Origin of the sequence: Micromonospora parathelypteridis (genome assembly GCF_014201145.1) — a bacterium.
GTDB lineage: Bacteria > Actinomycetota > Actinomycetes > Mycobacteriales > Micromonosporaceae > Micromonospora > Micromonospora parathelypteridis.
In genome coordinates, this window is the sequence record NZ_JACHDP010000001.1 from 4833085 (window position 1) to 4859985 (window position 26901).

27 protein-coding genes and 1 riboswitch are annotated in these 26901 nt (G+C 71.9%); of the genes, 12 read left to right on the plus strand and 15 right to left on the minus strand.

Going from position 1 to position 26901, the window contains the following annotated elements:
- Window positions 1-371 precede the first annotated feature (371 nt).
- Together nrdR and HNR20_RS21755 are read left to right on the plus strand one after the other, a co-directional pair.
- Window positions 372-875, plus strand: a complete 504-nt coding sequence (gene nrdR, locus HNR20_RS21750) for a transcriptional regulator NrdR (RefSeq protein ID WP_184182766.1) — start codon at window positions 372-374, stop codon at window positions 873-875.
- Between the two features lie 29 nt (window positions 876-904).
- A complete protein-coding gene (locus tag HNR20_RS21755) occupies window positions 905-3799 on the plus strand; it encodes a vitamin B12-dependent ribonucleotide reductase (protein ID WP_184182769.1) in 2895 nt (964 codons plus the stop codon).
- Window positions 3800-3975: 176 nt separating this feature from the next.
- Here the strand turns inward: HNR20_RS21755 and HNR20_RS21760 are convergent, their stop codons facing one another.
- Together HNR20_RS21760 and HNR20_RS21765 are read right to left on the minus strand one after the other, a co-directional pair.
- Window positions 3976-4875: a bifunctional 5,10-methylenetetrahydrofolate dehydrogenase/5,10-methenyltetrahydrofolate cyclohydrolase gene (locus HNR20_RS21760; protein ID WP_184182772.1), complete on the minus strand. Its 900-nt coding sequence runs from the start codon at window positions 4873-4875 to the stop codon at window positions 3976-3978.
- Between the two features lie 13 nt (window positions 4876-4888).
- A riboswitch (ZMP/ZTP riboswitch) is annotated at window positions 4889-4970 on the minus strand.
- Between the two features lie 87 nt (window positions 4971-5057).
- A complete protein-coding gene (locus HNR20_RS21765) occupies window positions 5058-6170 on the minus strand; it encodes an FAD-dependent monooxygenase (protein WP_229687470.1) in 1113 nt (370 codons plus the stop codon).
- Between the two features lie 142 nt (window positions 6171-6312).
- On the opposite strand from HNR20_RS21765, the gene HNR20_RS21770 reads away from it, so the two are divergent.
- Window positions 6313-7248, plus strand: coding sequence for a DUF2332 domain-containing protein (locus HNR20_RS21770; protein ID WP_184182775.1), 936 nt, complete (start codon window positions 6313-6315; stop codon window positions 7246-7248).
- Window positions 7249-7270: 22 nt separating this feature from the next.
- Here the strand turns inward: HNR20_RS21770 and HNR20_RS21775 are convergent, their stop codons facing one another.
- Genes HNR20_RS21775 through HNR20_RS21785 form a run of 3 tightly spaced genes read right to left on the minus strand, consistent with a single transcriptional unit; the run spans window position 7271 to window position 10437 of the window.
- Window positions 7271-8212, minus strand: a complete 942-nt coding sequence (locus HNR20_RS21775; RefSeq protein WP_184182778.1) for a MerR family transcriptional regulator — start codon at window positions 8210-8212, stop codon at window positions 7271-7273.
- 33 nt (window positions 8213-8245) lie between these two features.
- Complete coding sequence (locus tag HNR20_RS21780; RefSeq protein WP_184182781.1) at window positions 8246-9103, minus strand: alpha/beta fold hydrolase; 858 nt, start codon at window positions 9101-9103, stop codon at window positions 8246-8248.
- Between the two features lie 59 nt (window positions 9104-9162).
- Window positions 9163-10437 (minus strand): MFS transporter, encoded by a 1275-nt coding sequence (locus HNR20_RS21785; protein ID WP_221309875.1) that lies wholly within the window; start codon window positions 10435-10437, stop codon window positions 9163-9165.
- A gap of 216 nt (window positions 10438-10653) precedes the next feature.
- On the opposite strand from HNR20_RS21785, the gene HNR20_RS21790 reads away from it, so the two are divergent.
- The 3 genes from HNR20_RS21790 (at window position 10654) to HNR20_RS21800 (ending at window position 12592) form a co-directional block, all read left to right on the plus strand.
- Window positions 10654-11643 carry an asparaginase gene (locus HNR20_RS21790; protein ID WP_184182787.1) on the plus strand — a complete coding sequence of 330 codons (990 nt, stop codon included), beginning with the start codon at window positions 10654-10656 and terminating at the stop codon, window positions 11641-11643.
- 34 nt (window positions 11644-11677) lie between these two features.
- Entirely contained in the window at window positions 11678-11932 is a 255-nt protein-coding gene (locus HNR20_RS21795) for a DUF5522 domain-containing protein (protein WP_184182790.1), read from the plus strand.
- Window positions 11933-12043: 111 nt separating this feature from the next.
- The gene (locus tag HNR20_RS21800) at window positions 12044-12592 is read left to right on the plus strand and encodes a hypothetical protein (RefSeq protein WP_184182793.1); all 549 of its coding nucleotides are present in this window, start codon (window positions 12044-12046) and stop codon (window positions 12590-12592) included.
- 51 nt (window positions 12593-12643) lie between these two features.
- On the opposite strand, the gene HNR20_RS21805 is transcribed toward HNR20_RS21800, so the two are convergent.
- A complete protein-coding gene (locus HNR20_RS21805) occupies window positions 12644-13333 on the minus strand; it encodes an iron-dependent transcriptional repressor DtxR (RefSeq protein ID WP_184182796.1) in 690 nt (229 codons plus the stop codon).
- 100 nt (window positions 13334-13433) lie between these two features.
- Between HNR20_RS21805 and HNR20_RS21810 the strand changes: the two genes are divergently transcribed.
- The 3 genes from HNR20_RS21810 to HNR20_RS21820 are packed head-to-tail and all read left to right on the plus strand — an operon-like array spanning window position 13434 to window position 18100.
- On the plus strand, window positions 13434-14291 hold the full coding sequence (locus HNR20_RS21810; RefSeq protein WP_184182799.1) for a sulfurtransferase: 858 nt from the start codon (window positions 13434-13436) through the stop codon (window positions 14289-14291).
- A 48-nt stretch (window positions 14292-14339) separates the two neighbouring features.
- Window positions 14340-15521, plus strand: coding sequence for an acetoin utilization protein AcuC (locus HNR20_RS21815; protein WP_184182802.1), 1182 nt, complete (start codon window positions 14340-14342; stop codon window positions 15519-15521).
- A gap of 23 nt (window positions 15522-15544) precedes the next feature.
- On the plus strand, window positions 15545-18100 hold the full coding sequence (locus tag HNR20_RS21820) for a bifunctional acetate--CoA ligase family protein/GNAT family N-acetyltransferase (RefSeq protein WP_184182805.1): 2556 nt from the start codon (window positions 15545-15547) through the stop codon (window positions 18098-18100).
- Window positions 18101-18110: 10 nt separating this feature from the next.
- Here the strand turns inward: HNR20_RS21820 and HNR20_RS21825 are convergent, their stop codons facing one another.
- The 4 genes from HNR20_RS21825 to sigB form a co-directional block, all read right to left on the minus strand.
- Complete coding sequence (locus HNR20_RS21825; RefSeq protein WP_184182808.1) at window positions 18111-18518, minus strand: VOC family protein; 408 nt, start codon at window positions 18516-18518, stop codon at window positions 18111-18113.
- Window positions 18515-19021, minus strand: coding sequence for an SRPBCC domain-containing protein (locus tag HNR20_RS21830; protein ID WP_184182826.1), 507 nt, complete (start codon window positions 19019-19021; stop codon window positions 18515-18517). The genes HNR20_RS21825 and HNR20_RS21830 overlap by 4 nt, the downstream gene beginning before the upstream one ends.
- The gene (locus HNR20_RS21835) at window positions 19018-19395 is read right to left on the minus strand and encodes an ArsR/SmtB family transcription factor (protein ID WP_184182829.1); all 378 of its coding nucleotides are present in this window, start codon (window positions 19393-19395) and stop codon (window positions 19018-19020) included. Before HNR20_RS21835 ends, HNR20_RS21830 begins: the two co-directional genes overlap by 4 nt.
- Window positions 19396-19518: 123 nt before the next feature.
- Entirely contained in the window at window positions 19519-20535 is a 1017-nt protein-coding gene (gene sigB, locus HNR20_RS21840; RefSeq protein ID WP_373291115.1) for an RNA polymerase sigma factor SigB, read from the minus strand.
- Window positions 20536-20767: 232 nt separating this feature from the next.
- On the opposite strand from sigB, the gene HNR20_RS21845 reads away from it, so the two are divergent.
- A complete protein-coding gene (locus HNR20_RS21845; protein WP_184188777.1) occupies window positions 20768-21556 on the plus strand; it encodes a sporulation protein in 789 nt (262 codons plus the stop codon).
- 131 nt (window positions 21557-21687) lie between these two features.
- On the opposite strand, the gene dtd is transcribed toward HNR20_RS21845, so the two are convergent.
- From dtd to HNR20_RS21870, 5 genes are read right to left on the minus strand one after another with little or no spacing between them, the layout of a single operon-like run.
- A complete protein-coding gene (dtd, locus tag HNR20_RS21850; protein ID WP_184182835.1) occupies window positions 21688-22110 on the minus strand; it encodes a D-aminoacyl-tRNA deacylase in 423 nt (140 codons plus the stop codon).
- Window positions 22111-22153: 43 nt separating this feature from the next.
- Window positions 22154-23638 (minus strand): DUF7782 domain-containing protein, encoded by a 1485-nt coding sequence (locus tag HNR20_RS21855; RefSeq protein ID WP_184182838.1) that lies wholly within the window; start codon window positions 23636-23638, stop codon window positions 22154-22156.
- A 4-nt stretch (window positions 23639-23642) separates the two neighbouring features.
- Window positions 23643-24185, minus strand: a complete 543-nt coding sequence (locus tag HNR20_RS21860; RefSeq protein ID WP_184182842.1) for a GNAT family N-acetyltransferase — start codon at window positions 24183-24185, stop codon at window positions 23643-23645.
- Window positions 24182-24763, minus strand: coding sequence for an ArsR/SmtB family transcription factor (locus HNR20_RS21865; protein ID WP_184182845.1), 582 nt, complete (start codon window positions 24761-24763; stop codon window positions 24182-24184). Before HNR20_RS21865 ends, HNR20_RS21860 begins: the two co-directional genes overlap by 4 nt.
- A gap of 56 nt (window positions 24764-24819) precedes the next feature.
- Window positions 24820-25668 carry an alpha/beta fold hydrolase gene (locus HNR20_RS21870; RefSeq protein ID WP_184182848.1) on the minus strand — a complete coding sequence of 283 codons (849 nt, stop codon included), beginning with the start codon at window positions 25666-25668 and terminating at the stop codon, window positions 24820-24822.
- 105 nt (window positions 25669-25773) lie between these two features.
- Between HNR20_RS21870 and HNR20_RS21875 the strand changes: the two genes are divergently transcribed.
- Together HNR20_RS21875 and HNR20_RS21880 are read left to right on the plus strand one after the other, a co-directional pair.
- The gene (locus HNR20_RS21875; protein ID WP_184182851.1) at window positions 25774-26253 is read left to right on the plus strand and encodes a MarR family winged helix-turn-helix transcriptional regulator; all 480 of its coding nucleotides are present in this window, start codon (window positions 25774-25776) and stop codon (window positions 26251-26253) included.
- 53 nt (window positions 26254-26306) lie between these two features.
- On the plus strand, window positions 26307-26894 hold the full coding sequence (locus tag HNR20_RS21880) for an HhH-GPD-type base excision DNA repair protein (protein ID WP_221309877.1): 588 nt from the start codon (window positions 26307-26309) through the stop codon (window positions 26892-26894).
- The last annotated feature ends 7 nt before the right edge of the window (window positions 26895-26901 follow it).

Sequence of the window (26901 nt, forward strand, 5' to 3'; positions counted from 1 at the left end):
AATGGTACGTCAGGTAGCACTAGTGTTCGATCGTCGGCTGTTTTCCGGAGCACTTCGGCCTGCTGGCCGGTAACTCGGGCGGGGTGTCGGCGTTGGGTCTTCGGGCGTGCTGGTGGGTGCGGATGACCGGATGGTCCGTGACGCGCCGGACACGCCGCTCAACTTGACCCGGCTTCCCCAGCGACATACGGTCGACCCCTAGATGTAGTAGTGACACGGGCGTAAGTTGCCCACAGGTTGGGTCCGACTACCGACCGCACTCCAGTAACGTCGACCACGGCGGGAGTCATCCGAGGATGGCACCGTCGCGGTGAGCCGTGCCCGGGAGTGCCCGGTGCGGTCGCAGTCGATCATTTTGATGGAGGTGGGCGATGCGGTGTCCGTACTGCCGGCACGCTGACTCCCGGGTGGTCGACTCGCGGGAGGCCGACGACGGCCAGCTCATCCGACGGCGGCGATCCTGCCCGGAGTGCGGCAAGCGGTTCACCACCGTCGAAGAGGCGGTCCTCGCGGTCGTGAAGCGCAGCGGGGTGACCGAGCCGTTCAGCCGTACGAAGATCATCGGCGGGGTGCGCAAGGCGTGCCAGGGTCGGCCGGTCGACGAGGACTCGATCGCGTTGCTGGCTCAGAAGGTCGAGGAGACCGTGCGGGCCAAGGGTGCGGCCGAGATCCCCAGCCACGACGTAGGGCTGGCGATCCTGGGCCCACTCCAGGGCCTGGACGAGGTGGCGTACCTGCGGTTCGCCAGCGTCTACCGGTCCTTCGACTCGCTCGCGGACTTCGAGCAGGAGATCGAGACACTGCGGGCCGCCGCCCGTGCCCGCGAGGGCGCGGCGGGGGCCGGGGCGGCGGAACCCGCCGGCCGTACCAATTGAGATTTGCGTTTTACGAGGGGGCGGATGAGATGTCGGGGGATGGTGTGACGACAAGCAGGTCACGAAGCAAGGCCAACGCGAGCGCTGGGCTGAAGATCGAGCGCGTGTGGACGACCGAGGGGGTCCACCCGTACGACGAGGTCACGTGGGAACGCCGTGACGTCGTGATGACGAACTGGCGGGACGGCTCGATCAACTTCGAGCAGCGGGGGGTCGAGTTCCCGGAGTCGTGGAGCGTCAACGCGGCCAACATCGTCACCACGAAGTACTTCCGGGGCGCGGTGGGGACCCCGGAGCGGGAGTGGTCGCTCAAGCAGTTGATCGACCGGGTGGTCAGCACCTACCGCACCGCGGGCGAGGAGTACGGCTACTTCGCCAGCCCGGCGGACGCCGAGATCTTCGGGCACGAGCTGACCTGGATGCTGCTGAACCAGGTGTTCAGCTTCAACTCGCCGGTCTGGTTCAACGTCGGCACGCCGTCGCCGCAGCAGGTCAGCGCCTGCTTCATCCTGGCCGTCGACGACTCGATGGACTCGATCCTCGACTGGTACAAGGAGGAGGGGCTGATCTTCAAGGGCGGCTCCGGCTCCGGGGTCAACCTGTCGCGGATCCGCTCGTCCCGTGAGCTGCTCTCCTCCGGCGGCACCGCCTCCGGCCCGGTCAGCTTCATGCGCGGCGCGGACGCCTCGGCCGGCACCATCAAGTCCGGTGGGGCGACCCGCCGGGCGGCCAAGATGGTCATCCTCGACGTGGACCACCCGGACATCGAGGAGTTCGTGGTCACGAAGGCGCGCGAGGAGCACAAGATCCGTGCGCTGCGCGACGCCGGCTTCGACATGGACCTCGGCGGCTCCGACATCGTCAGCGTGCAGTACCAGAACGCCAACAACTCGGTCCGGGTCTCGGACGAGTTCATGTCGGCGGTGGAGAACGGCGGCGGCTTCGACCTGCGCGGCCGGCTGGACGGCTCGGTGATCGACACCGTCGACGCCAAGAAGCTGTTCCGCACCATCTCCCAGGCCGCCTGGGAGTGCGCCGACCCGGGCCTGCAGTACGACGACACGATCAACGACTGGCACACCTGCCCGGAGACCGGGCGGATCACCGCGTCGAACCCGTGCTCGGAGTACCTGCACCTGGATAACTCCTCGTGCAACCTGGCGTCGCTCAACCTGATGAAGTTCCTCCGCGCCGACGGTGGCTTCGAGGTGGAGAAGTTCGTCAAGTCCGTCGAGTTCGTCATCACCGCGATGGACATCTCGATCTGCTTCGCCGACTTCCCGACCGAGAAGATCGGCGAGACCTCCCGCGCCTACCGGCAGCTCGGCATCGGCTACGCCAACCTCGGCGCCCTGCTGATGGCCACCGGCCTGCCGTACGACTCGGAGCAGGGCCGTTCGGTCGCCGCGTCGATCACGTCCCTGATGACCGGCACCGCCTACCGTCGCTCCGCCGAGTTGGCTGGCGTCGTCGGCGCGTACGAGGGCTACGCCCGCAACGCCGAGCCGCACAAGCGGGTCATGCGCAAGCACGCGGCGGCCAACGACGAGATCAAGCCGACCAGCCCGGTGGCCACCGCGATCGTCCGCGAGGCGACCAAGCAGTGGACCCAGGGCAACAAGATCGGTGACAAGTTCGGCTGGCGTAACGCGCAGGCGAGCGTCCTCGCCCCGACCGGCACGATCGGCTTCATGATGGACTGCGACACGACCGGCGTGGAGCCGGACCTGGCGCTGGTCAAGTTCAAGAAGCTGGTCGGCGGCGGCTCGATGCAGATCGTCAACCAGACGGTTCCGCGCGCCCTGCGCAGCCTCGGCTACCCCGAGGAGCAGGTCGAGGCGATCGTCGAGCACATCGCCGACCACGGCCACGTGGTGGACGCCCCCGGCCTCAAGCCGGAGCACTACCCGGTCTTCGACTGCGCCATGGGGGAGCGGACGATCGCCCCGATGGGGCACGTGCGGATGATGGCGGCCATCCAGCCGTTCGTCTCCGGCGCCATCTCCAAGACGGTCAACATGCCGGAGGCGGCCACCGTCGAGGACGTCGAGAAGATCTACTTCGAGGGCTGGAAGCTCGGCCTCAAGGCGCTGGCGATCTACCGGGACAACTGCAAGGTCGGCCAGCCGCTCTCGGTGGCCAAGTCCAACAAGGCCACCGAGCCGGCCGCCGTCGAGACCGCCCCGGCCGCGCCGGCCGCGGTGGAGAAGGTCATCGAGTACCGGCCGGTGCGCAAGCGCCTGCCGAAGAAGCGCCCGTCGGAGACGGTCAGCTTCTCCGTCGGAGGCGCCGAGGGCTACCTGACCGCGTCGTCCTACCCGGACGACGGCCTCGGTGAGGTCTTCCTCAAGATGTCCAAGCAGGGCTCGACCCTGGCCGGGGTGATGGACGCCTTCTCGGTGGCCATCAGCATCGGCCTGCAGTACGGCGTGCCGCTGGAGACGTTCGTCAGCAAGTTCACCAACATGCGCTTCGAGCCGGCCGGTATGACCGACGACCCGGACGTGCGGATGGCGGCCTCGGTGATGGACTACATCTTCCGTCGCCTGGCGCTGGACTTCCTGCCCTACGAGCGCCGTGCCGAGCTGGGCATCTTCACCGCGTCCGAGCGGGCCGCCCAGCTGCGGGCCGAGGCCGACGCGGAAGCCGCAGCGGTCACCGGTGTGGAGCTCACCGCGATGGCGTCCTCGGCACCGGTGGAGGCCCCGGCGAAGCCGGAGGCCGTCGCGCAGCCGGCCCAGGAGATGGCCGACGTGGCCGCCGCCAAGCCGGCTCCGAGCGTGGGTTCCAGCACCGAGTTGCTGGAGGCCGTGATCGGCAAGGCCGCCGACGCACCGCTCTGCTTCACCTGCGGTACGAAGATGCGCCCCGCCGGTAGCTGCTACGTCTGCGAGGGCTGCGGCTCCACCAGCGGCTGCAGCTGACGTACGCGAAACGCGGCGCTGCCCCGGCTTCCCTCGTGGGAGTCGGGGCAGCGCCGTTTCCAGGTTTTCTCGACGGCTCCATGTCGCCGACATTGCGGTATCCCGGGCACGGGATACCCCTACATCGGCGACATGGTGTCGATCATGTCCGCGACGTGACCTGGGTGCCCGCCGGGCTACTGGCTCGCGCGCTCGGCGGCGCGCACGGCGTTGCGGAACAGCATCGCGACGGTGGTCGGACCGACCCCGCCGACCCGCGGCGTGATGGCGCCGGCGACCTCGGCGCACGCTTCGTCCACGTCCGGGAGGAGGCGCCGCCCGTCGTAGCGGACGCCGGCGCCGATGACGACGGCGCCCGGCTTGACGTGCTCAGGCTGAACGATCCGGGGTACGCCGGCGGCGGCGACGAGGATGTCGGCGCGGCGGGTGTAGCGGGTCCAGTCGGGCACACCGGTGTGTACGACGGTGACGGCGGCGTTGGCGGTCGGGCGCTTCTGGGCGAGCAGCATCGCCAGGGGGCGGCCAAGGGTGGCGCCCCGGCCGAGGATGACGACCTCACGACCGGCGACGGGGATCTCGTAGTACGCGAGGAGGGCTTCGATGCCGGCGGGGGTGCACGGCAGCGGGCCGGGCAGGCCGACGGCGAGACGCCCCATGTTCAGCGGATGCATGCCGTCGACGTCCTTGTCCGGGTCGATGGTCTGCAGCGCCGCGTCGTAGTCCAGATGCCCCGGCACGGGGTACTGCACGAGCAGCCCGTGCACGGCCGGATCGGTGTTGAACCGGGCAATGGCCTGGTGTAGCTCGGCCTGGGTGACGGTGGCAGGCAGATGTACGTGTGGGGAGGCGAACCCGAGCGCGGCGGCTTGACGCTGCTTGATGGCGATGTAGCCGGCGCTGGCGTCGTCGTCGCCGACGAGGATGGTGGCGAGGCTCGGTGTGATCCCGCGGCTGCGCAGGCGGGCGGCTGCGGCGGCGGTCTCGGCCAGGACCGCCTCGGCGACGGGTGCGCCCGGCAGGAGCCGGGCCGTGCCCGACGGGGTGTCGTGCTCGACGGATGTGCTGGTAGTGGTCATGACGGTTCCTCGACGCAGGCGCCCAGGCGGTCGACGCCCGCGAGAGGCTCCCCGATGGTTCCACCATCCCCGTGCCGCCAGTCGCCGGTGGTTCGATAATGCCGCATGACCAGGGCGACTGCCCACCTGGACGGCAATACAAGATCGTTTCCCGTACCGGTCAAGGTAGTGGCGTCGGTCGGTCAGGGCTGGGCGAACAGGGGCCCGTAGTTCGAGCGGAACATCTGCTCGCCGAGGCGGCGCATCACCAGGTCGCGCAGCACCGGCGGGAAGCCGGTGGCCTTGTCCCGGCGATGCGTCTGGCTGAGCACCCAGTCCGTACGCGGGCGGCGGCGCACCTCGTACGCGCGCAGCGCCTCGGCGACGGAATCGGCGGTGGCCAACGACGACGCGAGCACGAACGCGTCCTCCAGGGCCATCGCCGCGCCCTGGGCCATGTTCGGCGAGGTGGCGTGGGCGGCGTCGCCGATCAGCAGCACCGGCCCCCGGGACCAGGAGTCGAGCACGACCTCCTGGTTGGGTCCGGCGTGCAGGGTGCTGTCGTCGTAGTCGAGGGCCTTGAGCATGGTGGCGGCCGGTTCGGTGAACGTCGCTCCCAGCTCGTCACGCCAGCCCGGCCGGTCGACCACCGGGCCGTCGTTGTAGTAGCAGTAGGTCTGCTGGCCGCTGATCGGGATCGTGAGGAACTGCGTGCCGCGCCCCAACTGCACCGACCAGACCGGCTCGTCGTCGATACGGGGAACGACCCACCGGTAGGCGTACTGGCCGAGGTCGCGGGCGGCCTGACCGTCGAAGGCGAGCCGGCGGACCGTCGAGTTCACCCCGTCCGCGCCGATCACCAGGTCGTACCGTTCGGTGCTGTCATCGTCGAACTGGACAGCGACCAGGTCGCCCTCCTCGGCGAGCGCGACCGGCTGGCGGCCCCAGCGGATCGGGGCGTCGCCGACGCCGGCGAGCAGCGCACGGTGCAGTTGCGCCCGGGGCAGCGACACACACGGCCCGACGCCCTGCCACAGTGCGACCACGTCGATGTCGAAGAGGCGGCGTCCGCGCTGGTTGGCGCTGCGCTGTCGGGTGATCTCCACGGCGACGTCGGCGACCGGCTCCCGCAGACCGAGTACGTCGAGCATGCGGGTCGCGTTCCCGGTGAGGTAGATGCCGGTGCCGGAGTCGGTCGGCCCGGGTGCCCGCTCGACCACGTCGACCGTCGCGCCCCATCCCCGCAGTGCGGTCACCGTCGCCAGTCCGGCGACACCACCGCCGACGATCAGTACCCGGACACCCGTACCCCGCACGACACGTTCCTCCCCGTTGCCCCTGCCGGCCGGCTGAGCTGCTGCTCAACGTGCCGGCCGCCGCAGAACTCTACGAGGCGGGTGAGGCGGCGCACGTCAACGGGGGCTGAATTGCCGTGGAACGGCTGCGACCATGAGGGGCATGACGACCGCTGAGGCGTACGTTGAGTTCGGCAGCCGCGAGGCGCGTGGGGTGTCGCCCACGTACGAGCGGCTGTCGTGGGCCGTCGCCCGCGACGACGCCCTGCTCGCCCTGCTCGACACGCTGCCGCCCGGCAAGCGACAGCCGAATCTGCTGTTCGCCGTCGTCCGCTGGCTCGGCGGCCCGGTCGACGACCCGGCCACCTTCCACGACTACACGGTGACGCACTGGCCGGCCATCGAGGTGGAGCTACGCACCCGGGCCACCCAGACGAACGAGAGCGGCCGCTGCGCGGTGCTGCTGCCGGTGCTCGCCGCGCTGCCGCAGCCCCTCGCCCTGCTGGAGGTCGGCGCCTCGGCCGGGCTCTGCCTCTACCCCGATCGGTACGCGTACCGCTACGGCGAGCATCAGGTGGGCTCCGGCGAGCCGGTCCTGGAGTGCGCTGCCGGCGGGATGGTGCCGCCGGCGTGCGTACCCCAGGTGGTGTGGCGGGCCGGCCTGGACCTCAACCCGCTCGATGTGACCGACCCCGACGACGTGTCCTGGTTGGAGGCGCTGATCTGGCCGGAGCACGCGCACCGGCGGGCCCGGCTGCGCGCCGCGGCGGCGGTTGCCGCGGCCGACCCGCCGCTGCTGGTCCGCGGCGATCTCGTGGACGACCTGCCGGCGCTGGCCGCCCAGGCGCCGGCTGGCGCGACGCTGGTGGTCTTCCACACGTCGGTGCTCTACCAGGTGCCCGCGGCGCGCCGGGAGGCGTTCGTCCGGCTGGTCCGTGAGCTGCCCGGGCACTGGATCTCGAACGAGGCTCCGGAGGTGCTGCGGCACGACGGGTTGCCCGACGCGCCGGACGCCGCGCTGCACAACGTCCTCGCGCTGGACGGGAAACCGCTGGCCTGGACGCGAGGGCACGGCCAGGCGATGACGTGGTTCGGCTGACACCCGCGGTCGACCCGAAGGCTCAGTGAGACGGCTGGGGCATCCGGGCGTGCAGAGCCTGGAGGAACCAGGCCACCGCCGGCGCGACCGCATCGCCGGTCGACCAGCCGTTGAGCACCGACAGCAGGTCGAGGTACCGGTCCCGGCGGGGGTCGTTGGCCACCGTCAGCCGGTCGAGCAGCCGCTGGCGCAGAGCCGCGTCGGCGGGACGGCCCTGGAGGCTCGCGTAACGGCTGGTGACCGACGTGACCACGGCATCGGCCTCCGGCCCGGCCGGATCGAGGCCGGCCGCGAGGGCGGGGGACACCGCGTCCCGGACCACCGCGACGGCGTCCGGGCGGGGCAGCCCCGCGATGTCGTGATCGGAGGCGTGCTGTCGCGTCAACCGCCGCATGTTCGCGCGGAAGGTGGGGTCCTGGCACAACTCGGCGAGTTCCAACCACGCCTCGACCTGCTCGGAGGTGGGCTCGTCGGGCAGGTCCGGTGTCATCGAGGCGATGACACCCGGGTACGTGGGCCGGTCGCCCAGGCCGGCGAAGACGGTTTCCAGAAAGTCGTCCACCAGGTGCTTCCGTTCGTGGGCCGTGAGTTGGGCCAGCCGGTGCAGGTCGTTCACCTCGGCCGCTCCCGACCCTCGCCTCGCCGCGACGGTGAGCACCGCCTGGCGCGACCGCAGCGCCCGGATCTGCACCGCCAACGCCTCGGCGTGCGCGGCGGCCACCTCGTGCAGGGGCACCTGGCGTTCCACTACCCGCCGAATGGTGGCCAGGTCCACGCCCAGGTCACGCAGTGTGCGGACCAGCTCCAACCGGGTGACGGCGTCCGGGCCGTACCTCCGGTAGCCAGCCGGGCTCCGGTCGGTTGGTGGCACGATCCCGCTGTCGGCGTAGTAGCGGATGGTCTTGACGCTCAGGCCGGTCCGCTGTGCCAGGTCGCCGATCGTGTACCGCGTCTCCTCGCTCATGCCCTCACCCTCGCGTCTCCCCCCGGTGGAGACTCAAGCCCCGGCCGGGTCGGTGAGGAACGCCGCGATCGTCGCGGTGAACGCCTCGGCGTCGTCCAGCCACGGGTAGTGCCCCGCTGCCGACTGAACGGCCAGTTCGGCGTGCGGAATCAGCTCGTCGAGCTGGGCCACCAGGCCCGGCGGTGCGCCGAGGTCGACCTCACCGGCGAGCAGCAGCACAGCGCCCCGATGTGCGGCGAGGGCGGCACGGGTGGCCGGCGGATCGAAAGCGCCTTCGGCGCCGAAGATCCGCGCTGCCTCGTCGTTGCGCTGGCCGGGCTCGGCCGCCTGGTGCACCTGGGCCGCCGTGTCCCAGCGGCCGTAGAAGAACGGTGCGATCGCCTCCCAGGCCTCCGGGCTGGCCCAGCCGGCCACCATGGAGTCGAGTGCCGCTGCCGCCGCCGGAAACCATGGCTCGGCCACCCGGGCCTGGGTGACCTCTTGGCGTAGCGCGGCGGTCGCCGTCAGCCCGACCGCCCGGGTGCTCGGGGTGACCAGCGCGAGTCGGCCCAGCCGGTCGGGGTGTCGGGTCGCGTACTGCAGCGCCAGGTTGGCGCCGGCGGAGTGCGCGAGCACGTCCAGCCGGTCCAGGCCCAGGTGTCGGCGCAGCGCCTCCACGTCGTCGACCATCCGATCGCAGCGGTAGGTGGCGACGTCCGCCGGCACGGCCGACCGACCGGTGCCCCGCTGGTCGAGGATGATCAGCGTCCGGTGTGCGCCCAGACCGCCGAGGTCACCGAGGTACGCGGAGTCGCGCATGGGGCCGCCCGGCAGGCAGACCAGCGGGTCTCCGCCGCCGAGCACCCGGTACGCGAGCGCGGTGCCGTCGAGCGCGGCAAACGTGGGGGTCATCGGTCAGCCGCCCTGACCGAGCAGCATGTGCACAGCGATCATCCGCATGGTGTCGGACCCTACGACGAAACCGGCGGCGTGTCCCGCATCCGCCGCAGCGGGGAGCAGACCACGAACAGGCAGGCGGCCCAGGTGCCCAGCACACACACCCAGAGCGCGCCGCGCAGTCCCAGCGCGGTGCCGAGCGCGCCGCCGGTGAGCGCGCCGAGCGGGATCACCCCGAAACAGATCCAGAGGAACGCGGCGTTGACCCGGCCGAGGATGGCCGGCGGGGTGATCCGCTGCCGGTACGACATCGCCGCCACGTTGAACAGCACCGCGTTGGCCGAGAACGCGGCCAGCCCGGCCCCGTAGAGCAGCACCCCCCAACCGGGCTGGGCCAACGGCATGAGCAGGTAGAACGGGCCCGGGGCAGTCATCGCCACCCAGATCACCCGGGCCGAACCGAGCCAGGCCGACAGTCGGGCGGCCAGCGCCCCCACCACCAGTCCACCGACGGCGCTGACCGAGAAGACCAGCCCCACCTGCACCGGGTTGGCGTGCAGCTCACGGACCAGGAAGGTCACCTCGATCGAACCGGACGCCATCACGAAGAAGTTCGACCAGGTGGTGCAGGCCAGGATGCTGACCAGCAGTGGCTGTCGGCGGATGAAAGCGAGCCCGTCGGTCAGCTCTACCCGCAGCGGCACGCGAGGTGCCGGCTCCCGGTGTACCGGGGCCTCCCGGATCAGGATCAGCGTCAGCGCGCTGACCAGGAAGGCGAACCCGTTGGTCAGGAACGTGCGGGCGGCGCCGACCAGCCCGATCAACGCGCCGCTGATCGTCGGGCCGACCAGTTCGGCGGCGTCCTGGCTGATGGTGAGCTTGGCGTTGCCGTCCACCAGCAGGTCCGCCGGCACCAGCCGGGGCAGCAGGCTCTTGTACGCCACGGTGAACAGCACGGTGAGCACGCCACCGAGCCCGACCACCGCGTACAGGAAGGGCAGGGTGAGGTGGCCGACCAGGGCGGCCACCGGCAGGGACAGCATGAGCGCGGCCCGACCCAGGTCACACGCGATCATCAGCCGCCGCTGGTCGAGCCGGTCGGCGACGATGCCCGCCGGCAGCGAGAAGAGCAGGTACGGCAGCCAGGCCAGGACGGTCAACAGGGAGATCTGGAACACGCTGGCGTGCAGGGTGTCCGCGGCGAGCAGCGGCACCGCCACGCCGGCGATCCGAGTGCCCAGCTCGCTGACCGTCTGACCGCCCCAGAGCAGCAGGAAGTTCCGGGCGCGCCACAGCGACCGGGCCGTCCCCACCTCGACCACCGGGGACTGCCCCACCTGCTGACTCACTGTCGGTGCCTGTCTGTGCGGGTCCGCGCCGCCGGCCGGCGGCTCGCGGACTGTACCGGCGGGCCGCCCGACCCGGCACGGCAATTCCGCCGGCCCCGGCTGCGCCGCCCAGCCCCCGCACCGGGCCGGGCCACCACCACCGGCCGGCTCGGACCAGGGCATCGGTACGGTCGTCGGGCCGGCCGGCGTTCGGGTGGCGAAACGGAGGCCCGACTCGTGACCATCGCCCTCATCACCCTCGGCGGCACGATCGCGATGGGCGGCGTCGACGCCGGCCGTCCCGGGGTGGTGGCACGGCTCACCGGCGCGGACCTCACCGCGGCAGTGCCGGGCCTGGCCGAGCTTGGCGTACCCGTGGACGTCCGGGACCCGCACGCGGTGCCCAGCGCCAACCTCACCGGTCGCCTCCTGCTCGACGTGGTCGGCCAGGCGTCCCAGGCGGTGGCCGACGGCGCGACCGGTGTCGTGATCACCCAGGGCACCGACACGTTGGAGGAGACGGCGTTCCTGGCCGACCTGCTCTGGCCGCACGCCGCCCCGCTGGTCTTCACCGGCGCGATGCGCAACCCCACGCTGGCCGGCGCCGACGGACCGGCGAACCTGCTCGCGGCCCTCCGGGTGGCCGCCGCGCCGCACGCTCGTGACCTGGGCGTGCTCGTCGCCGTCAACGACGAGCTGCACGCCGCCCGCTGGCTGCGCAAGACGCACAGCACCAGCACCGCCACCTTCGCCTCGCCCAACACCGGCCCGCTCGGCCAGGTGATCGAGGGGGAGGTTCGGGTGCTGACCCGGCCGCCGCGGCACGAGCCGCTGCCGCCGGTCGACCCGGACCGGCTCGACGCGACCCGGGTTGCCCTGTACGTGGTGACGATGGACGACGACGGGCTGCTGCTGAACGGCCTGGCCGACACTCACCACGCTGTGGTGGTGGCGGGCTTCGGGGTGGGACACGTGCCCTCCGCGCTGGCGCCGGTGCTCGGGGACCTCGCCGAGCGGATTCCGGTCGTCCTCACCTCCCGCTCGGGGGCCGGGTCGGTGCTGCGGCACACGTACGGGGCGGTCGGCTCGGAGACCGACCTGCAACGACGCGGGCTGCTCAATGGTGGGTTGCTCGACCCGTACAAGGCGCGGGTGCTGCTGCGGCTGCTGCTCGCCGGCGACGCCGGTCGGGACGAGGTGACCGCCGCGCTCGCTCGGCACGGTTGAGCCGCTGCCATGGGCCGTCCCTAGACTGCTGCGGGTGACCGGAGAGCGACGACCCCTGGCCGATCGGCCGCTCACCGAGCCGCACCCGTCCCGGCTGTCGCCCGAGCACCCCGACCGGGTCAGGGTCCTCGCCGCACATGCCGCCGCGCTGGCCGCCGGGGAGGCCGGCTACCTGGACCCGACGAGTGGGCTGTTCGTGCTCAGCGCCGGTTTCCTGGCCCGGCGCGGCACGTGCTGCGGGCGCGGCTGCCGGCACTGCCCGTACGTGGATGATCCACCGTCCGGCTAGGCGTCGGCGGGCCGGCGAAACGAGGACTTCCGCCCGACACCGACACCCCGTACGGTGTCCGACGGACATCCGGCGGGCGCCTTCCGCCGTCGGTCGGCGAGAGGGTGGAACGTGCGCGGGCGGATCGTGGTCGTCGGGCTGGCAGGGCTGCTGGTGAGCGGCTGCGCCGCCGAGGCCGAGCCGGTGGCGGTACCGCCACCGGCGCCGATCGCGGTGGAGGTGGTGGCGGCCTCCTCGGGCGGCGCGTGCCGGTTGCTGGACTTCACGGTGATCGAGCAGTTGGTCAAGGTGCGCTTCGACGTGGCGGCGGCCAGCGAACAGGGCGATACGCACACCTGCGTGATCCGCACCGGGGGCGCGGCGCTGCCGGAGCTGACGCTGAGTGTGTCCGAGACCACGATCGACAAGACCACCTTCGCCGCGGACGTGGTGCCCGACAAGGCAGCGAAGGTCACCGGGCTGGGCCAGCAGGCGTACCGGCGGACCACCGCCGCGGCGAGCGGGCACGGGCCGGTCGCCGAGGTGGGGTGGCTGGCGACCGACGGGCGGCTGGCCGCGTTGAGCTGGACCGGTGCGCGTGGCAGTGAGCGCGCGGCGGCGGAGAAGTTGACCGGCGACCTGGCGGCCCTGGCCAAAAAGGTGGACACCCGGGCGCTGTGACGCCCGGGTGTCCGATTGTTCAGTTGGCGGGGTGTTTGGCTGGCGGCGCCGTCAGTTGGCGGCGACGAAGACCCGCGAGGCGACCTCGCGGGGCAGTCGCACCCGGTCGCCGGACCGGTCGATCGACACCCCGTCGCGTTCCTGCGCCACGGTCACCGTGGCACCCGGGTCGACACCGGCGGCGTGCAGTTGGCGCAGCACGTCGGCGTCCTTCTGCACGCTCTCGCAGATCCGGCGCACCACGACCGGCCCGGAGAGCCCGGGGAAGGCCAGGTTGCGCTCGCCCTCAGCGACATCGGTGGTCTCGGCGGCCGGCGAACCCAGCTCCTGCAGCCCGGGGATCGGGTTGCCGTACGGGGAGCGGGTCGGGCGGTTGAGCAGGTCGTAGACCCGCTTCTCCACGGCGTCGCTCATCACATGCTCCCAGCGGCAGGCCTCCTCGTGGGCCTCCTCGTAGGGCATGCCGATGACGTTGACCAGCAACAGCTCGGCGAGGCGGTGCTTGCGCATCACCGACACGGCGCTGCCCCGACCCTGCTCGGTGAGTGTCAGGTGCCGGTCGCCCTCGACGGTGAGCAGGCCGTCGCGCTCCATCCGGGCGACGGTCTGGCTCACGGTGGGACCGCTCTGCTGCAGCCGTTCGGCGATCCGGGCACGCAGCGGCGGCACCCCCTCCTCTTCCAATTCAAGGATGGTGCGCAGGTACATTTCGGTCGTGTCGACCAGGTCGTGAGACTTCATAACGTCAGCGGCCCTCCGGTGCACGATGGTACCTCGGCAAACAGCCAGCGACCGCCGCCGAACCGCGTGCCGTCAAAGCGAATGGTGTTGGATGGTCGCCATGTCCGGTACCCAGGAGCCGCTGGTCGAGGTCGATCGGCTCGCCGCCGAGCTCGACCACGCCGATCCGCCCACCCTGCTCGACGTCCGCTGGCGGCTCATCGGCCCGCCCGGCCGCGACGACTACCTCGCCGGCCACCTGCCCGGCGCGGTCTTCATCGACCTGGACACCGCGCTCTGCGGGCCGCCGGGCGCCGGCGGTCGGCATCCGCTGCCCGACCCGGCCGCGCTGCAGGCCGCGCTGCGAGCAGCCGGCGTCCGCGCCGGTCACCCCGTGGTCGTGTACGACGGCGGCGACGGCCTGGCCGCCGCGCGGGCCTGGTGGACGCTGCGCTGGGCGGGGCACCGCCCGGTGCGCCTGCTGCACGGTGGCTACCCGGCCTGGGTCGCCTCCGGCCTGCCCGTCTCCACCGACGCGCCCGCCCCGACCCCCGGCGACGTCGTGGTGCGTCCCGGCGGTCTCCCGGTGCTCGACGCGGGGCAGGCCGCCGCGCTGGCCGCCGCGGACGACTCCGTGCTGCTCGACGTCCGGGCGGCGCCCCGCTACCGGGGCGAGGTGGAGCCGATCGACCCGGTCGCCGGACACGTCCCGGGAGCGGCGAACCTACCTGCCGGGGCTTACGTCGGCCCGGACGGGCGCTTCCTGGCCGATGTGCTGCGCGAGCGGTTCGCCGCGGCCGGGGTGACCGAGGCGGGGGCCGTCGGGGCGTACTGCGGCTCCGGGGTGACCGCCGCGCAGGCGGTGCTCGCGCTGCACCTGGCCGGCCGCACGGACGCGGCTCTCTACGTTGGATCGTGGAGCAACTGGGTGGCCGACCCGACCCGACCGGTTGCCTCCGGGCCGACATCCGGCCGCTGACCAGCGCGTGCGGTGGGTCGGCGACGGTCCTCGTGCGACGATGGGCTCATGTCCGACGACACGATGGTGGTGTGGGACGAGTCGCTGCTCGCCTACGACATGGGTGACCATCCGCTCGACCCCGTCCGGGTGGAGTTGACCGTCGCGCTGGCCCGCGAGCTGGGCATCCTGGATCGGCCAGGGGTGCGGATGGTCAAGCCGGAGCCCGCCGACGACGCCCTGCTTACCCGGGTGCACGACCCGGCCTACGTGGCCGCGGTGCGCGCCGCGCCGCGCGATCCGCTCTTCGCCGGGTACGGGCTGGGCACGTCCGACAACCCGGTCTTCGAGGGGATGCACGAGTCCAGCGCGCTGATCGCCGGCGCGACGGTGGCTGCCGCCGAGGCGGTCTGGCGCGGCGACGTTCGGCGGGCGGTGAACGTGGCCGGCGGCCTGCACCACGCGATGCCAGCGCGAGCCTCCGGCTTCTGTGTCTACAACGATCCCGCGGTGGCCATCGCCCGCCTGCTCGACCTGGGCGCCGAGCGGATCGCGTACGTGGACGTCGACGTGCACCACGGCGACGGCGTGCAGGAGATCTTCTGGGACGACCCCCGGGTGCTCACGGTCAGCCTGCACGAGACCCCACTGGCGCTCTTCCCGGGCACGGGTTTCCCGGACGAGACGGGTGGGCCGGGCGCGCAGGGCACCGCAGTCAACATGCCGCTGCCGCCGGGGGTCGACGACACCGGCTGGCAGCGGGCGTTCCACGCGATCGTGCCGTCGGTGCTGCGCGCGTTCCGGCCGCAGGTGCTGGTCACCCAGTGCGGTGCGGACGGGCACCGCCTGGATCCGCTCGCCGACCTGAACCTGACGGTGGACGGGCAGCGGGCCACCTACCTGGCGATGCGGGCGCTCGCCGACGAGCTGTGCGACGGCCGTTGGGTGGCCACCGGCGGCGGCGGGTACGCGCTGGTCGAGGTGGTGCCCCGGGCCTGGAGTCACCTGCTGGCCGTCGCCACCGGTGACCCGATCGACCCGGCCACGCTCACCCCTGCCGCGTGGCGGGATCTGGTCGCCTCTCGTCGTCTGGGCCGGGAGGTGCCGCTGCGGATGACCGACGACGCGGACCCGTCGTTCGAGCCGTGGCAACCGACCGGCGAGCCGAACGCGGTGGACCGGGCGATCGCGGCGACCCGCAAGACGGTCTTCCCACTGCTGGGGCTCGACCCGCACGATCCGCGGGACTGAGCCGGCGGGGGAGGGCTGCGCCGGTGACGACCGTGGACCAGCCGGTGGACGTGCTGCTCAGCGACGGCAGCACCGTCCAGTTGCGACCGATCGACCCGGCCGACGCGCCGGGCATCGTGGCGATGCACAGCCGGTTCTCCGAGCGCACCCGCTACCTGCGGTACTTCTCACCGTACCCACGCATCCCGGAACGGGACCTGATCCGTTTCGTCACCGTCGACCACCACGACCGGGAGGCGTTCGTGGTGCTGGCCGCCGACCAGATCGTCGCGGTCGGCCGTTACGAGCGGCTCGGCCCGCAGGCTCCGGAGGCCGAGGTGGCCTTCGTGGTGGAAGACGCCTACCAGGGCCGGGGCATCGGCTCGGTGCTGATGGAGCACCTGGCCGACACCGCCCGCCGCAACGACATCATGAGCTTCGTCGCCGAGGTGCTGCCGGCCAACGGGACGATGCTGCGGGTCTTCGCCGACTTCGGCTACCAGGTCCAGCGCGAGTACGCCGACGGCGTGGTGCACCTGAGCTTCCCGATCGCGCCCACCGAGGCCACGCTGGAGGTGCAGCGCGGTCGGGAGCACCGCACCGAGGCCCGCTCGATCGCTCGGCTGCTCGCCCCCCGTGGCATCGTCGTCTACGGTGCCAGCGCCACCGGCCAGGGCGTCGGCGCGGCGGTGCTCGGGCACCTGCGCGACGGCGGTTTCACCGGCGCGGTGGTGCCGGTGCATCCGAGCGCGCCGACCGTGGCGGGCCTGCCCGCGTACCCCTCGGCGGTGGACGCTCAGACGCCGCTGGACCTGGCGGTGGTGGCGGTCCCGCCGGAGGCGGCGACCGCGGTGGTCGCCGACGCCGCCGCCGCGGGCGTGCACGGCCTGGTGGTCATCTCGGCCGGCTTCGCCGAGGCCGGCGCCGAGGGCGCGGCCACGCAACGGTCGCTGGTCCGCGCGGCGCACGCCGCCGGGATGCGGGTGATCGGCCCGAACTGTCTCGGCGTGGCCAACACCGACCCGACGGTACGCCTCAACGCCACCCTCGCCCCGGCTCTGCCGCCGGCCGGCCGGGTCGGCATCTTCAGCCAGTCCGGCGCTTTCGGGGTGGCGCTGCTCGCCGAGGCGGACCGGCGTGGCCTCGGGCTGTCCAGCTTCGTCTCGGCCGGTAACCGGGCCGACGTCTCCGGCAACGACCTTCTGCAGTACTGGCAGGACGACCCCGGCACCGACGTGATCATGTTGTACCTGGAGACCTTCGGCAACCCGCGCAAGTTCGCCCGGCTGGCCCGGCGGATCGGCCGCGCGAAACCGGTCGTCGCGCTCGCCTCGTCGGCCCGGCCGGTCGGCTTGGGTGACTCCGCTGGGCCGGACGAGGTGGCGGTGGCCGCGCTCTTCGCGCAGTCCGGGGTGATCCGGGTGGACACCGTGTCGGAGCTGCTCGACGCGGGGGTGCTGCTGGCCAACCAGCCGCTGCCGGTCGGCGGCCGGGTCGGCGTGGTCGGCAACTCCTCGGCCCTGACCGGCCTGGCCGCCACCGCCTGTGTCGGGCAGGGCCTCACCGTGGCGGACGGCTATCCCCGTGACGTCGGGCCGAGCGCCGGTGCCGCCGAGTTCGCCGCCGCGCTCGCGGAGACGGCCGACGACGAGCGGGTGGACGCCCTGGTGGTGGTCTTCGCCCCGCCGCTGCCCGGTCAGCTAACGGAGGTGGACGCCGACGTGACGGCTGCGCTACCGGCCGCTCTCGCGCTGGGCAAGCCGACCGTGGCGACGTTCCTGGTCGGGCGGCTGCCGCCGGGCGTGCCGGCGTACAGCGGGGTGGAGGAGGCGGTCCGGGCTCTCGCCCGGGTGCACCGGTACGCCGAATGGCTACGCCGCCCGCCCGGAGCCGCGTCCGAGTTGCCCGGCATCGATCGGGTCGCCGCGCAGAACGCCTTCCGCACCGACGCGACCGACCAGGCTGCGCTGCTGGCCGCGTACGGGATCGACGTGGTGGCCTCGGTGCCCGTCGACTCGGTTGGCGCGGCGGTCGACGCGGCGGCGCGGCTGGGCTTTCCGGTGGCGCTCAAGGCGGCCGCCCCCGGGCTGCGGCACCGCCTCGATCTCGGTGCAGTTCGACTCGACCTGCCCGACGAGCCGACCCTCCGTCGCGCGTACGCCGAGCTGGCGGCGACCTTCGGCGCGGACGCGCTGGTCCAGCCGATGGTCCCGCCGGGGGTGGCCTGCGTGGTCGAGTTGGTGGAGGACCCGGCGTTCGGGCCGGTGGTCGGGTTCGGCCTCGGCGGGGTCGCCACCGAGCTGCTCGGCGATCGGGCCTGGCGGGCGGTGCCGCTGACCGACCGGGACGCCGCCGAGTTGGTCGACGAGCCCCGGGCGGCGCCGCTGCTGCGCGGGCACCGGGGTGCCGCGCCGGTCGACCGGGCGGCCCTGGCCGACCTGCTGCTGCGGGTGGGTCAGCTCGCCGACGAGCAGCCCCGGGTGCGGTCGCTGACCCTCAACCCGGTGCTCGCCCGCCCGGACGGCATCTCGGTCCTGCACGCCCAGGTGCGGGTCGGCGGCGTGGTCGCCCGCCCGGACACCGGCCCCCGTCGCTTGTGAGGACGCCCGGTCAGGCGCGACTGGAGATCTGCTGGACGCCCCAGGAGTTGCCGTCCGGGTCGGTGAAGAAGACGAAGCCGACGTTGTCCAGTGGGTGGGGCGTGGGGGTTGGGCTGGCGCCCAGCACCTGAATCTCACTGACCTCCACACCGCGTTCGACCAGCTCTTTGTGGGCCCGCTCCAGGTCGGGCACCACGAGTTGCAGGCCCTTGAGCGAGCCCGGCGGCATGTCAGGAACGGCTCCCTTGCCGATCACGATCGAGCAGCCCGAGCCGGGCGGGGTCAGCTGGATGATGCGGGCCTCGTCGCTGATGACCGTGTCGTGGTCCACAGTGAAGCCGAGCTGGTCGGCGTAGAACGTCTTCGCCCGGTCCAGGTCGGAGACCGGCACGATCACCACTTCCAACGTCCAGTTCATGGTTGCTCTCCTCGTGTCGTCGTTGTCGAGCGCAGCAGGTCGGCGAGCCGCGTGTAGCTCTGCCCGACGCCCCGGGCCATCGGGTAGCGCAGCACGGTGTCCCGCCCCTGGGCGGTGGCGTAGAGCAGGGTGGTGGTGACTGTCGTTCGCCCGGCCACCTCGTAGAACTCGTGGCTGACCAGCGTCTCGCCCGGGTAGGACTGGTCGTCGAAGAGCTCGGTGCAGACCAGCCGGTGCGGTGGCTCGATCTGCCGGTAGACCCCGGCCTGGACCATCCGCGCACCCTCCGGGCCCAGCGACACGAACCGCCACCGTCCGCCGACCCGCAGGTCGACGTCGCATTCCGCCAGCCTCCAGCCGCGCGCGCCGTACCAGCGGACCAGCAGCTCGGGTCGGGTGAATGCGGCGAACACCAGTGGGGCCGGTGCCTCGAAGAGCCGGCTCAGCACGATCTCCCGGTCGCCCGGGGTGTGTACGACGAGCGGGTCGTCGACGCCGGTCACCGGCCCGTTCCGTCCGGTCGGGCACCCCGGCGCTCCGCGTCGGTCTGGTCGACGGCCTGGAGTTCGTCGAGCAGGGCGTCGAGGCGCTGGTAGCTCTCCGCCCAGTAGTCGCGGTAGCCGGCGAGCCAGGCTGTCGCCTCCCGCAGAGGGCGGGCCTCCAACCGGCACGGACGGCGCTGAGCGTCCCGCCCCCGGCTGACCAGACCGGCACGTTCCAGCACCTTGAGGTGCTTGGAGATGGCCGGCTGGCTCATCTGGAAGGGCTGGGCCAGCTCCGTCACGGTCGCCTCTCCGGCCGCCAGCCGGGCGAGGATGGCCCGCCGGGTCGGATCGGCCAGCGCCGCGAAGGTCGCGTCCAACAGCTCCGTGCCCACCGCTCATAACCTCCTGGTTTTATAACCACGTGGTTTCTATCGCGGATCGCTGCCACCGTCAAGCACCTCGACAGCACGGAAGGCCCGGGCGAACCGCCAGGCCTTCCGTGGGAATCGGGTGCGTCAGCAGGCGTACGCCTCCAGGCGCTGTGCCCGCTCCGGGGCGCGCAGCTTCAGCAGCGTCACCTTCTCGATCTGCCGGATCCGCTCGCGCGACAGGCCGAACTCCCGACCGACCTCGTCCAGCGTGCGCTGCCGGCCGTCGTCCAGGCCGAACCGCAGCCGGATGACCGCCTGCTCCCGCTGCGACAGGGTGGCCAGCACGATGCTGACCTCGTTGCGCAGCTCGCCCTGGGCCGCGGCGTCGCCCGGCTCGTTGCGCGGGTCCACCGCGGCCACGAAGTCACCGAGCGCGCTCTCGCCGTCATCGCCGACGGCCTGGTCCAGACTGACCGGCTCCCGGTCGTAGGAGATCAGCTCGATGACCTGGATCTCGGGGATCTCCAGTGCGTGGGCGACCTCGGCGACCGTCGGTTCACGGCCCAGCGTCACCGCCAGCTCGCGGCGGGCCCGGACCATCCGGTTGACCTGCTCGACCATGTGCACCGGGATGCGGATCGTCCGGGCCTGGTCGGCCATCGCTCGGGTGATCGCCTGCCGGATCCACCAGGTGGCGTACGTGGAGAACTTGTAGCCCTTGGCGTAGTCGAACTTCTCCACCGCCCGGATCAGACCGAGGTTGCCCTCCTGGATCAGATCGAGGAACGCCATGCCGCGGCCGGTGTAGCGCTTGGCGATGCTGACGACCAGCCGCAGGTTCGCCTCCAGCAGGTGGTCCTTGGCCGCCCGGCCCTCCGCGACGATCAGCTCCAGATCGGCCCGCAGCTCCTCAGAGACCGGAGTGCAGGTGGCGAGCTTCTCGTCGGCGAACAGGCCGGCCTCGATCCGCCGGGCCAGATCGACCTCCTGGGCGGCGGTGAGCAGCTTCGTCCGGCCGATTCCGTTCAGGTACGCCCGGACCAGGTCGGTGGAGATGCCGCGCTCGTCGGTGGCGTCCAGGTCGGCGAGGACCTCGGTGGCCCCGTCGGTGTCGGTCGTGGTGACCGGGCGCGCCCGGTGTTCCGTCATCTGCAGGACCATCTCTGTCTCTCCCCGTTTCCACGTCTGTGCCGTGTCTCCGGCCCAGCGGTGTCGCTGTGACACACAGCTTGGCGGGCGGGGCGTAAAACGGGAGTGAGGCGATCGGGCACCCGACAGGAATTGGGTCGGATCGCTGGTGCGGTGTGTCAACGCGGTGTGTGGTTGCCCGCCACGGCTACGTTGCGGACGATCGGCCACCTCGGGTCGGCGTGAGCACAAGATGGAGGATGGTGTGGTCTTCAAGCGGCTCATGAAGGCGATGGGGGTCGGCGGCCCGTCGGTGGAGACGGTGCTGGCCAACCCGAACTGCCGCCCGGGCGGCCAACTGGAGGGCCGCATCCAGGTGGTCGGCGGTGACCACCAGGTCGACATCGACCACGTGACCCTCGGCCTGGTCACCCGGGTCGAGGTCGAGAGCGGCGACAACGACTACGACACCACCCAGGAATTCCACCGCCAGCAGATCACCGGCGCGTTCCGGCTGGAGCCTGGGCAGCGCCACGACATCCCGTTCCGCTTCGACGTGCCGTGGGAGACACCGGTCACCGAGCTGTACGGGCAACACCTGCACGGCATGACGATGGGTCTGCGTACCGAGCTGGAGGTTGCCCGCGCCGTCGACAAGGGTGACCTGGACGCGGTGTCGGTGCACCCGCTGCCCGCGCAGGAGCGGCTGCTGGACGCGTTGCTGCGACTGGGCTTCCGCTTCGCCCGCGCCGATGTGGAGCGTGGGCACATCTATGGCGTACGGCAGACGTTGCCGTTCTATCAGGAGATCGAGTTCAGCCCGGCGCCGCAGTACGCCCGGTCGATCAACCAGCTGGAGGTCACCTTCATCGCCGACGCGCAGCAGATGCAGGTGGTGCTGGAGGTCGACAAGCGGGGCGGTGTCTTCAGCGAGGGTCGGGACGCCTTCGGTCGGTTCACGGTGGACCACGCCACGGCCGACCGCACCGACTGGACCGCCGAACTCGACAACTGGCTCCGCCAGTCCCTGACCCGCCGAGGCCTCTTCTCCTAACCCCAGCCCAGCCCTCCCCTTGCTGCGGTTGATCATGAAGTTATTGCCACGACACGCCGAGATGGCGGGCAACAACTTCATGATCACCGAGGGCGGTGGGGGACAGGGTGGGGTGGGGTTGGGGGTTGGGGTTAGAGGTCTAGGAGGATTGTGCGGGGGCCTATGTTGGTGCTTTCCACCAGCATGTGGGCGCGGAAGCGGCCTGTCTCGACTGGCGCGCCGCGTTGGCGCAGGGCATCGACGACCGCCGTCACCAGGGGCTCGGCCACCTCGGCGGGGGCCGCTGCCGTCCAGCTTGGGCGGCGGCCCTTGCGGGCGTCTCCGTAGAGGGTGAACTGGCTCACCACCAGGATCGGCGCGCCGGTGTCGGCGGCGGACCGCTCGTCGTCCAGGATGCGCAGCTCGTGCACCTTGCGGGCCATCGTCTGAGCGGTCTCCGCGGTGTCGGTGTGGGTCACCCCGACCAGCACCAGCAGACCGTCCTCGATCGCACCGACCACCTCGCCGTCCACGGTCACGCTGGCCCGTCCGACGGTCTGCACCACCGCGCGCATCAGCGGATCGCCGGGGTGCTGCTGGCCCCGCCTGCCGCCCGCATCAGGCGGTCACCGGCTCGATGAAGCCGCGCTCGACCAGGTGCGCCACGATCGGACCCGCCGCCTCGGCCATCTCGTCGGGCTCGACGTCGTGGGCCGCCGCGAGCAGGGCGAGCTGGTCGCGCAGCGGCAGCCGACCGTCGGCGCCACCGACCAGCGCCAGCACCAGCGGATCGATCTCCTCGGTCCAGCGCAGGCCGTGCGGCATCGCGAGGACCTGCCGGTCCACCGCCCAACCCTCGTCACCCATGGTGGCCTCCTGCCGCAGCTGGAGGCCCTCGGCGGCCCGGTAGCGCTCGGCGAGCAACGCCTCGGTCTCGCGTACCCGCAGAAAGTCCTGGCGGTCGAACCAGGCGGCGATCTGGTCGCCCAGCGGCGGCTGCACCCGCTGACGCAGATCCTCCACGCGGACCACCGGGTCGGCGTGCCCGCCCCGCCGCAGGGACACGATGCCGAAGCCGATCGCCTCCACCTTGTGCGCGTCGAACCAGTCCAACCAGGCGGCCATCCGCTGCGGGTCGGCGGTCTCGCCGACGTCGGTGAGCCACAGGTCGACGTACGCCATCGGGTCGGCCACCTCGCGCTGAATCACCCAGGCGTCCAGGCCGGTCCCGGCGAACCAGCCGGCCACCCGCTCGTCCCACTCCTCACCGGCGACGTGCACCCAGTTCGCCAGGTACTGCATGGTGCCGCCCTCGGTGAGCAGGCTCGGGGCGGCGGCGGCCAGCTCGGCCCCGATCGCGTCACCGACCCTGCCGGAGTCGCGGTAGACGTGCGTGGTGGTGCCCGGGCCGACCACGAACGGCGGGTTGCTCACCACCAGGTCGAACCGCCGGCCGGCGACCGGCGCGACCAGGTCGCCGCGCAGCAGCTCCCAGTCCTGGCCGTTGAGGGCGGCGGTGGTCGCGGCGAAGCGGAGCGCGCGCTCCGAGAGGTCCGTGGCGGTCACCGCGGCGGCGTGGGTGGCCAGGTGCAGGGCCTGGACACCGGAGCCGGTGCCCAGGTCGAGAGCGGTGCCGACCGGTCGGCGCATGGTCGCGCCGATCAGGGTCTGGGTGGCCCCGCCGACGCCGAGGACGTGTTCGGCGTGCAGCGGTCGGCCCGGCCGGGCGCTGGCCGAGACGTCGGCGAGCACCCACCAGTCCTCGCCGTACGGCTCCAGGTCGATGCCGGCGCGCAGGCCCTCGCCGTACCGCTCGACCAGCCCGCCGGCGAGCGCCTCCTGCACGGTCAGCGGAGCCAGCGCGGCGGCGACCGCCGCCTCCGGTTCGGTCTGGTCGCAGATGAACACCCGGATCAGGGTGCCGAGCGGGTCGCCGTCCTCGGTGGCGCGTAACGCTGCCCGGTAGTCGTTGCGGGAGACCGCGGCGGTGGCCTGCGCGCCCAGCCTCTCGGCGATGCCGTGGCTGGTGAACCCGGTCTGGGTCAGCGCGGTCCGCAGCGCGTCGACGCCGGCGGGGGAGAGCAGCATGTCGTGTTCGTCCACGCCGTCATCCTGCCACCGGTCCGGAGGCCTGGTCGGATGCCTGCCGCAGGCTCTTGGCCAGCGCCAGGTCGTCGACGTACTCGCCGTCGATCAGGAACTCGGCGGCGTGCCGGCCTTCGAGGACGTAGCCGTGGCGTTCGTAGAGCCGCTGGGCGGGCAGGTTGCTGCCGAGCACGCGCAGACTCAACTTGGTGGCACCCCGCTCGAGCGCGACCTGTTCCGCCGCGGCCAGCAGTGCCGAGGCGATGCCGAGGCGACGGGCCTGTGCGCTGACGACGAGGCTCCAGAGCGCGTACACGTGCGCCGCCTCGGTGAATGGCAGCTTCGGTTCGACGCTCACGTAGCCGACGATGGCGCCGTCCTGCTCGGCGACGAGGTGTGTCTCCGGCTTCCGCCGGCCTGTGAAGTAGGTGGACATCTCCTCGCTGCGTGCCGAAGGGAAGCCGGACCCGGCGGTCCACGAGGTGCGATGAAGAGCGAGCAGTGCCTCGTCGTCGGAAGCGGCCGCCGGCCGGATGGTGGGCGACAGGGCGGTCGAGCTGATCATTTGGTGTCGTCCCTGGGCGCTGAGGTTTCGATGGGGGAGTCCGTGGGTGCCGATGACCGCGGGTCCTGCGGGCGGAAGAAGGCGACCGCCATGGTGGCGGCGGCTTCCTGCGGCTGGGCGCTGTCGCGCAGTTCGTCGAGGAGGGCGGCCAGTCGGGCGGCGAATTCGTCGAACCGCTCCGCGCTGACGCGTGCGTGCTGCAGGCGTACGAAGCGGGCGGTGCCCGGTGCGGCTGCTTCCAGGTCCGCCACGGCGTGGCGCATGAGTACGTCGGTCTGGGTTGGCGCGGGCAGGATGATCTGACGGGCGGCATGGGCGTAGTACCGCTCGGTCACGCCGCGCACCTTGCGGGTGCTGACAACCCGGATCAGGCCGGCCCGTTCCAACAACCGGATGTGGTAGCTCGAACTGCCCTTGAGGAGGTTGAGCTGGTTCGCGACCTGGCTGATGGTGGCCGGGCCGTCGCGCAGCACACCCAGGATGCGGTGCCGGACCAGACTGCTGACGGCCCGAAGCTGTTCCTCGGTGGTGACGTGCACCTCGTCGGCGGGTGGTTCCGGGGGCGGGGTGTCGACCATGGCAGCAATGGTCAAGCTTCCTTGACCATTAGTCAAGCCTGATTGGGGAGCGGTGGTCAGCCGACGCTGCGGAGAACGCGGCGCAGTTGGGCGGCGTACGCCATCGGGTGGGTGGTGTTGCCATTGTGCCCGCCAGGAAATTCGGCGAGTTCGGTGTTGCGGAGGCGGGCCAGTTCCTGGGCGCAGCGGTAGTCGAAGACGGTGCGTGGGGTGGTGCGGCCGACGGCCGGCACGATGTGAGTCTCGGTCAACCCGGCGATGTCGGTGACCGAGAGGGTGTCCCGCGCGGCGGCCGTGAAGTCGTGCCGGATGAACAGGTCGAAGTTGGCTGCCCGTTGGGGCGTCAGCGGCTGGGGGGTCAGGTTCGGCTCGGTGTCCTGGTTGGCCGGATCGATGCCGACGACGCGGGCGATCTGCGGGAACGCGGCGGGCAGGCCGCCGGTGCGGTACGTCTCCTGGAGTTCGAACAGTTCCTGTTCCTGGTGGGCGCGTTCGCTCGCCGGCAGCAGCCAGGGGGCGACGGGTTCGTGCGCGACGAGGGCTCGGACCTGGGTGGGGTGACGGACCACGAGGTGCAGCCCGATGGCTGCGCCGAGACTGCAGCCGAGCATGAGAGCCGGCTCGTCGGTGAGGGTGGCCAGCAGGCGGTGCACGTCGTCGGCGTGCTCGGGCAGCGTGCCTGGCCGTGCCGGATCGGTGAGCGTGCTGCGCGAGAGCCCCCGGCGGTCGTAGGTCACCACCGTGTAGTCGGCGGTGAGGTGGTCGACGAGGTTGCTGCTGCGATTGGCGTCACCTTCGCCACTCTGGCTGATCAGCAGGAGCGGTCCGCTGCCGCGGACCTCGTAGTAGACGTTGGCACCCGGGGCCGAGAGGGTGCCGGTCCGGGTGAATCGGGTGGTGGTCATCAGGGGTCCTCCAGGGGTCGTGGTCGGGCCGATCTGAAGATCACCGTAACCCATCAGATCAGATGTATCAAGAAAGATGCATCTGATCTGATGTAAAGTCGGGACGTGAATGGAATCGAGCTGTTCCTGTTGGGGCGCACCCTGATGAAGATCGGCGAGGACGCCATCCCGACCGAAGGCGTCGGCCAGCACTCCACCAGCCATCGGTCGGTCCTCATCGTCGCCAGCGACATCCGGGCCCATCCCGGCAGTTCGGTCGGTGAGATCGCCGAGCGGACCGGGTTTCCGCAGAGCAAGGTGTCGGCGTGTGTCGCCCGACTCCGCGAGGCCGGCGCCATCGACACCGCCGCCGACCCCACCGACCGCCGCCGCCTGCTGGTACGGCCCGCATCGACGCCCTCGCATCGCGTGGCCCAGGTCCGCTCGGCACCCATCGACGGTGTCCTCGCCGCGGCGCTCGGCACCAACGACCCACAACCCATCGCAGACGTCCGGGCCGCGCTGGACACGCTCGCACGACACCTGACGCCGCAGGCGCTCGCCCGCCTGCGGACCACGCCCGGCTCGCCACCCGTCGCCGGCTAGTCCAGGGTGTCGCCGTCGACGGTGGTCGTGTCTCCCGTCGTGGGCAGGGCAAGATGGCAGGCATGACGCTCGTGCTCCCCATCGACCCCGAGGCCAACCGCTTGCTGGAGCGCAGCCCGCTGGCGCTGCTGGTCGGGATGGTTCTTGATCAACAAGTGTCTATGGAGAAGGCGTTCTCCTCGCCGTACGTGCTGGTGCAGCGGCTCGGCCATGACCTGGACGCGGCGGAGCTGGCCGGGTACGACCCGGAGGCACTGATCGCGCTCTTCGCCCAGCCGCCCGCGCTGCACCGTTTTCCGAAGGCGATGGCGGCCCGGGTGCAGGAGGTCTGCCAGGTCCTGGTGAACCGCTACGACGGCGATGCGGCGCTGCTCTGGTCCGACGTCGCCGACGGGCCGGAGCTGCTGCGCCGGGTCTCCGAGCTGCCCGGCTTCGGCAAGCAGAAGGCGCAGATCTTCGTGGCCCTGCTCGGCAAGCGGTTCGGGGTGACCCCGCAGGACTGGCGGGAGGCGGCCGGCGGATACGGCGACCCGGGCGCGTACCGGTCGGTGGCCGACGTCACCGACGCCGACTCGTTGCGCCAGGTGCGGGAGTTCAAGCAGCAGATGAAGGCGGCAGCCAAGGCCAAGGCCGCCGGCTGAGTCGGCG

Coding starts and splice junctions, on each gene's coding strand:
- nrdR (WP_184182766.1), top strand. CDS start 372: ATGCGGTGTCCGTACTGCCGGCACGCTGACTCCCGGGTGGTCGACTCG.
- HNR20_RS21755 (WP_184182769.1), top strand. CDS start 905: ATGTCGGGGGATGGTGTGACGACAAGCAGGTCACGAAGCAAGGCCAAC.
- HNR20_RS21760 (WP_184182772.1), bottom strand. CDS start 4,875: ATGACCACTACCAGCACATCCGTCGAGCACGACACCCCGTCGGGCACG.
- HNR20_RS21770 (WP_184182775.1), top strand. CDS start 6,313: ATGACGACCGCTGAGGCGTACGTTGAGTTCGGCAGCCGCGAGGCGCGT.
- HNR20_RS21775 (WP_184182778.1), bottom strand. CDS start 8,212: ATGAGCGAGGAGACGCGGTACACGATCGGCGACCTGGCACAGCGGACC.
- HNR20_RS21780 (WP_184182781.1), bottom strand. CDS start 9,103: ATGACCCCCACGTTTGCCGCGCTCGACGGCACCGCGCTCGCGTACCGG.
- HNR20_RS21805 (WP_184182796.1), bottom strand. CDS start 13,333: ATGAAGTCTCACGACCTGGTCGACACGACCGAAATGTACCTGCGCACC.
- HNR20_RS21810 (WP_184182799.1), top strand. CDS start 13,434: ATGTCCGGTACCCAGGAGCCGCTGGTCGAGGTCGATCGGCTCGCCGCC.
- HNR20_RS21815 (WP_184182802.1), top strand. CDS start 14,340: ATGTCCGACGACACGATGGTGGTGTGGGACGAGTCGCTGCTCGCCTAC.
- HNR20_RS21825 (WP_184182808.1), bottom strand. CDS start 18,518: ATGAACTGGACGTTGGAAGTGGTGATCGTGCCGGTCTCCGACCTGGAC.
- sigB (WP_373291115.1), bottom strand. CDS start 20,535: ATGGTCCTGCAGATGACGGAACACCGGGCGCGCCCGGTCACCACGACC.
- dtd (WP_184182835.1), bottom strand. CDS start 22,110: ATGCGCGCGGTGGTGCAGACCGTCGGACGGGCCAGCGTGACCGTGGAC.
- HNR20_RS21860 (WP_184182842.1), bottom strand. CDS start 24,185: ATGATCAGCTCGACCGCCCTGTCGCCCACCATCCGGCCGGCGGCCGCT.
- HNR20_RS21865 (WP_184182845.1), bottom strand. CDS start 24,763: ATGGTCGACACCCCGCCCCCGGAACCACCCGCCGACGAGGTGCACGTC.
- HNR20_RS21870 (WP_184182848.1), bottom strand. CDS start 25,668: ATGACCACCACCCGATTCACCCGGACCGGCACCCTCTCGGCCCCGGGT.
- HNR20_RS21880 (WP_221309877.1), top strand. CDS start 26,307: ATGGCAGGCATGACGCTCGTGCTCCCCATCGACCCCGAGGCCAACCGC.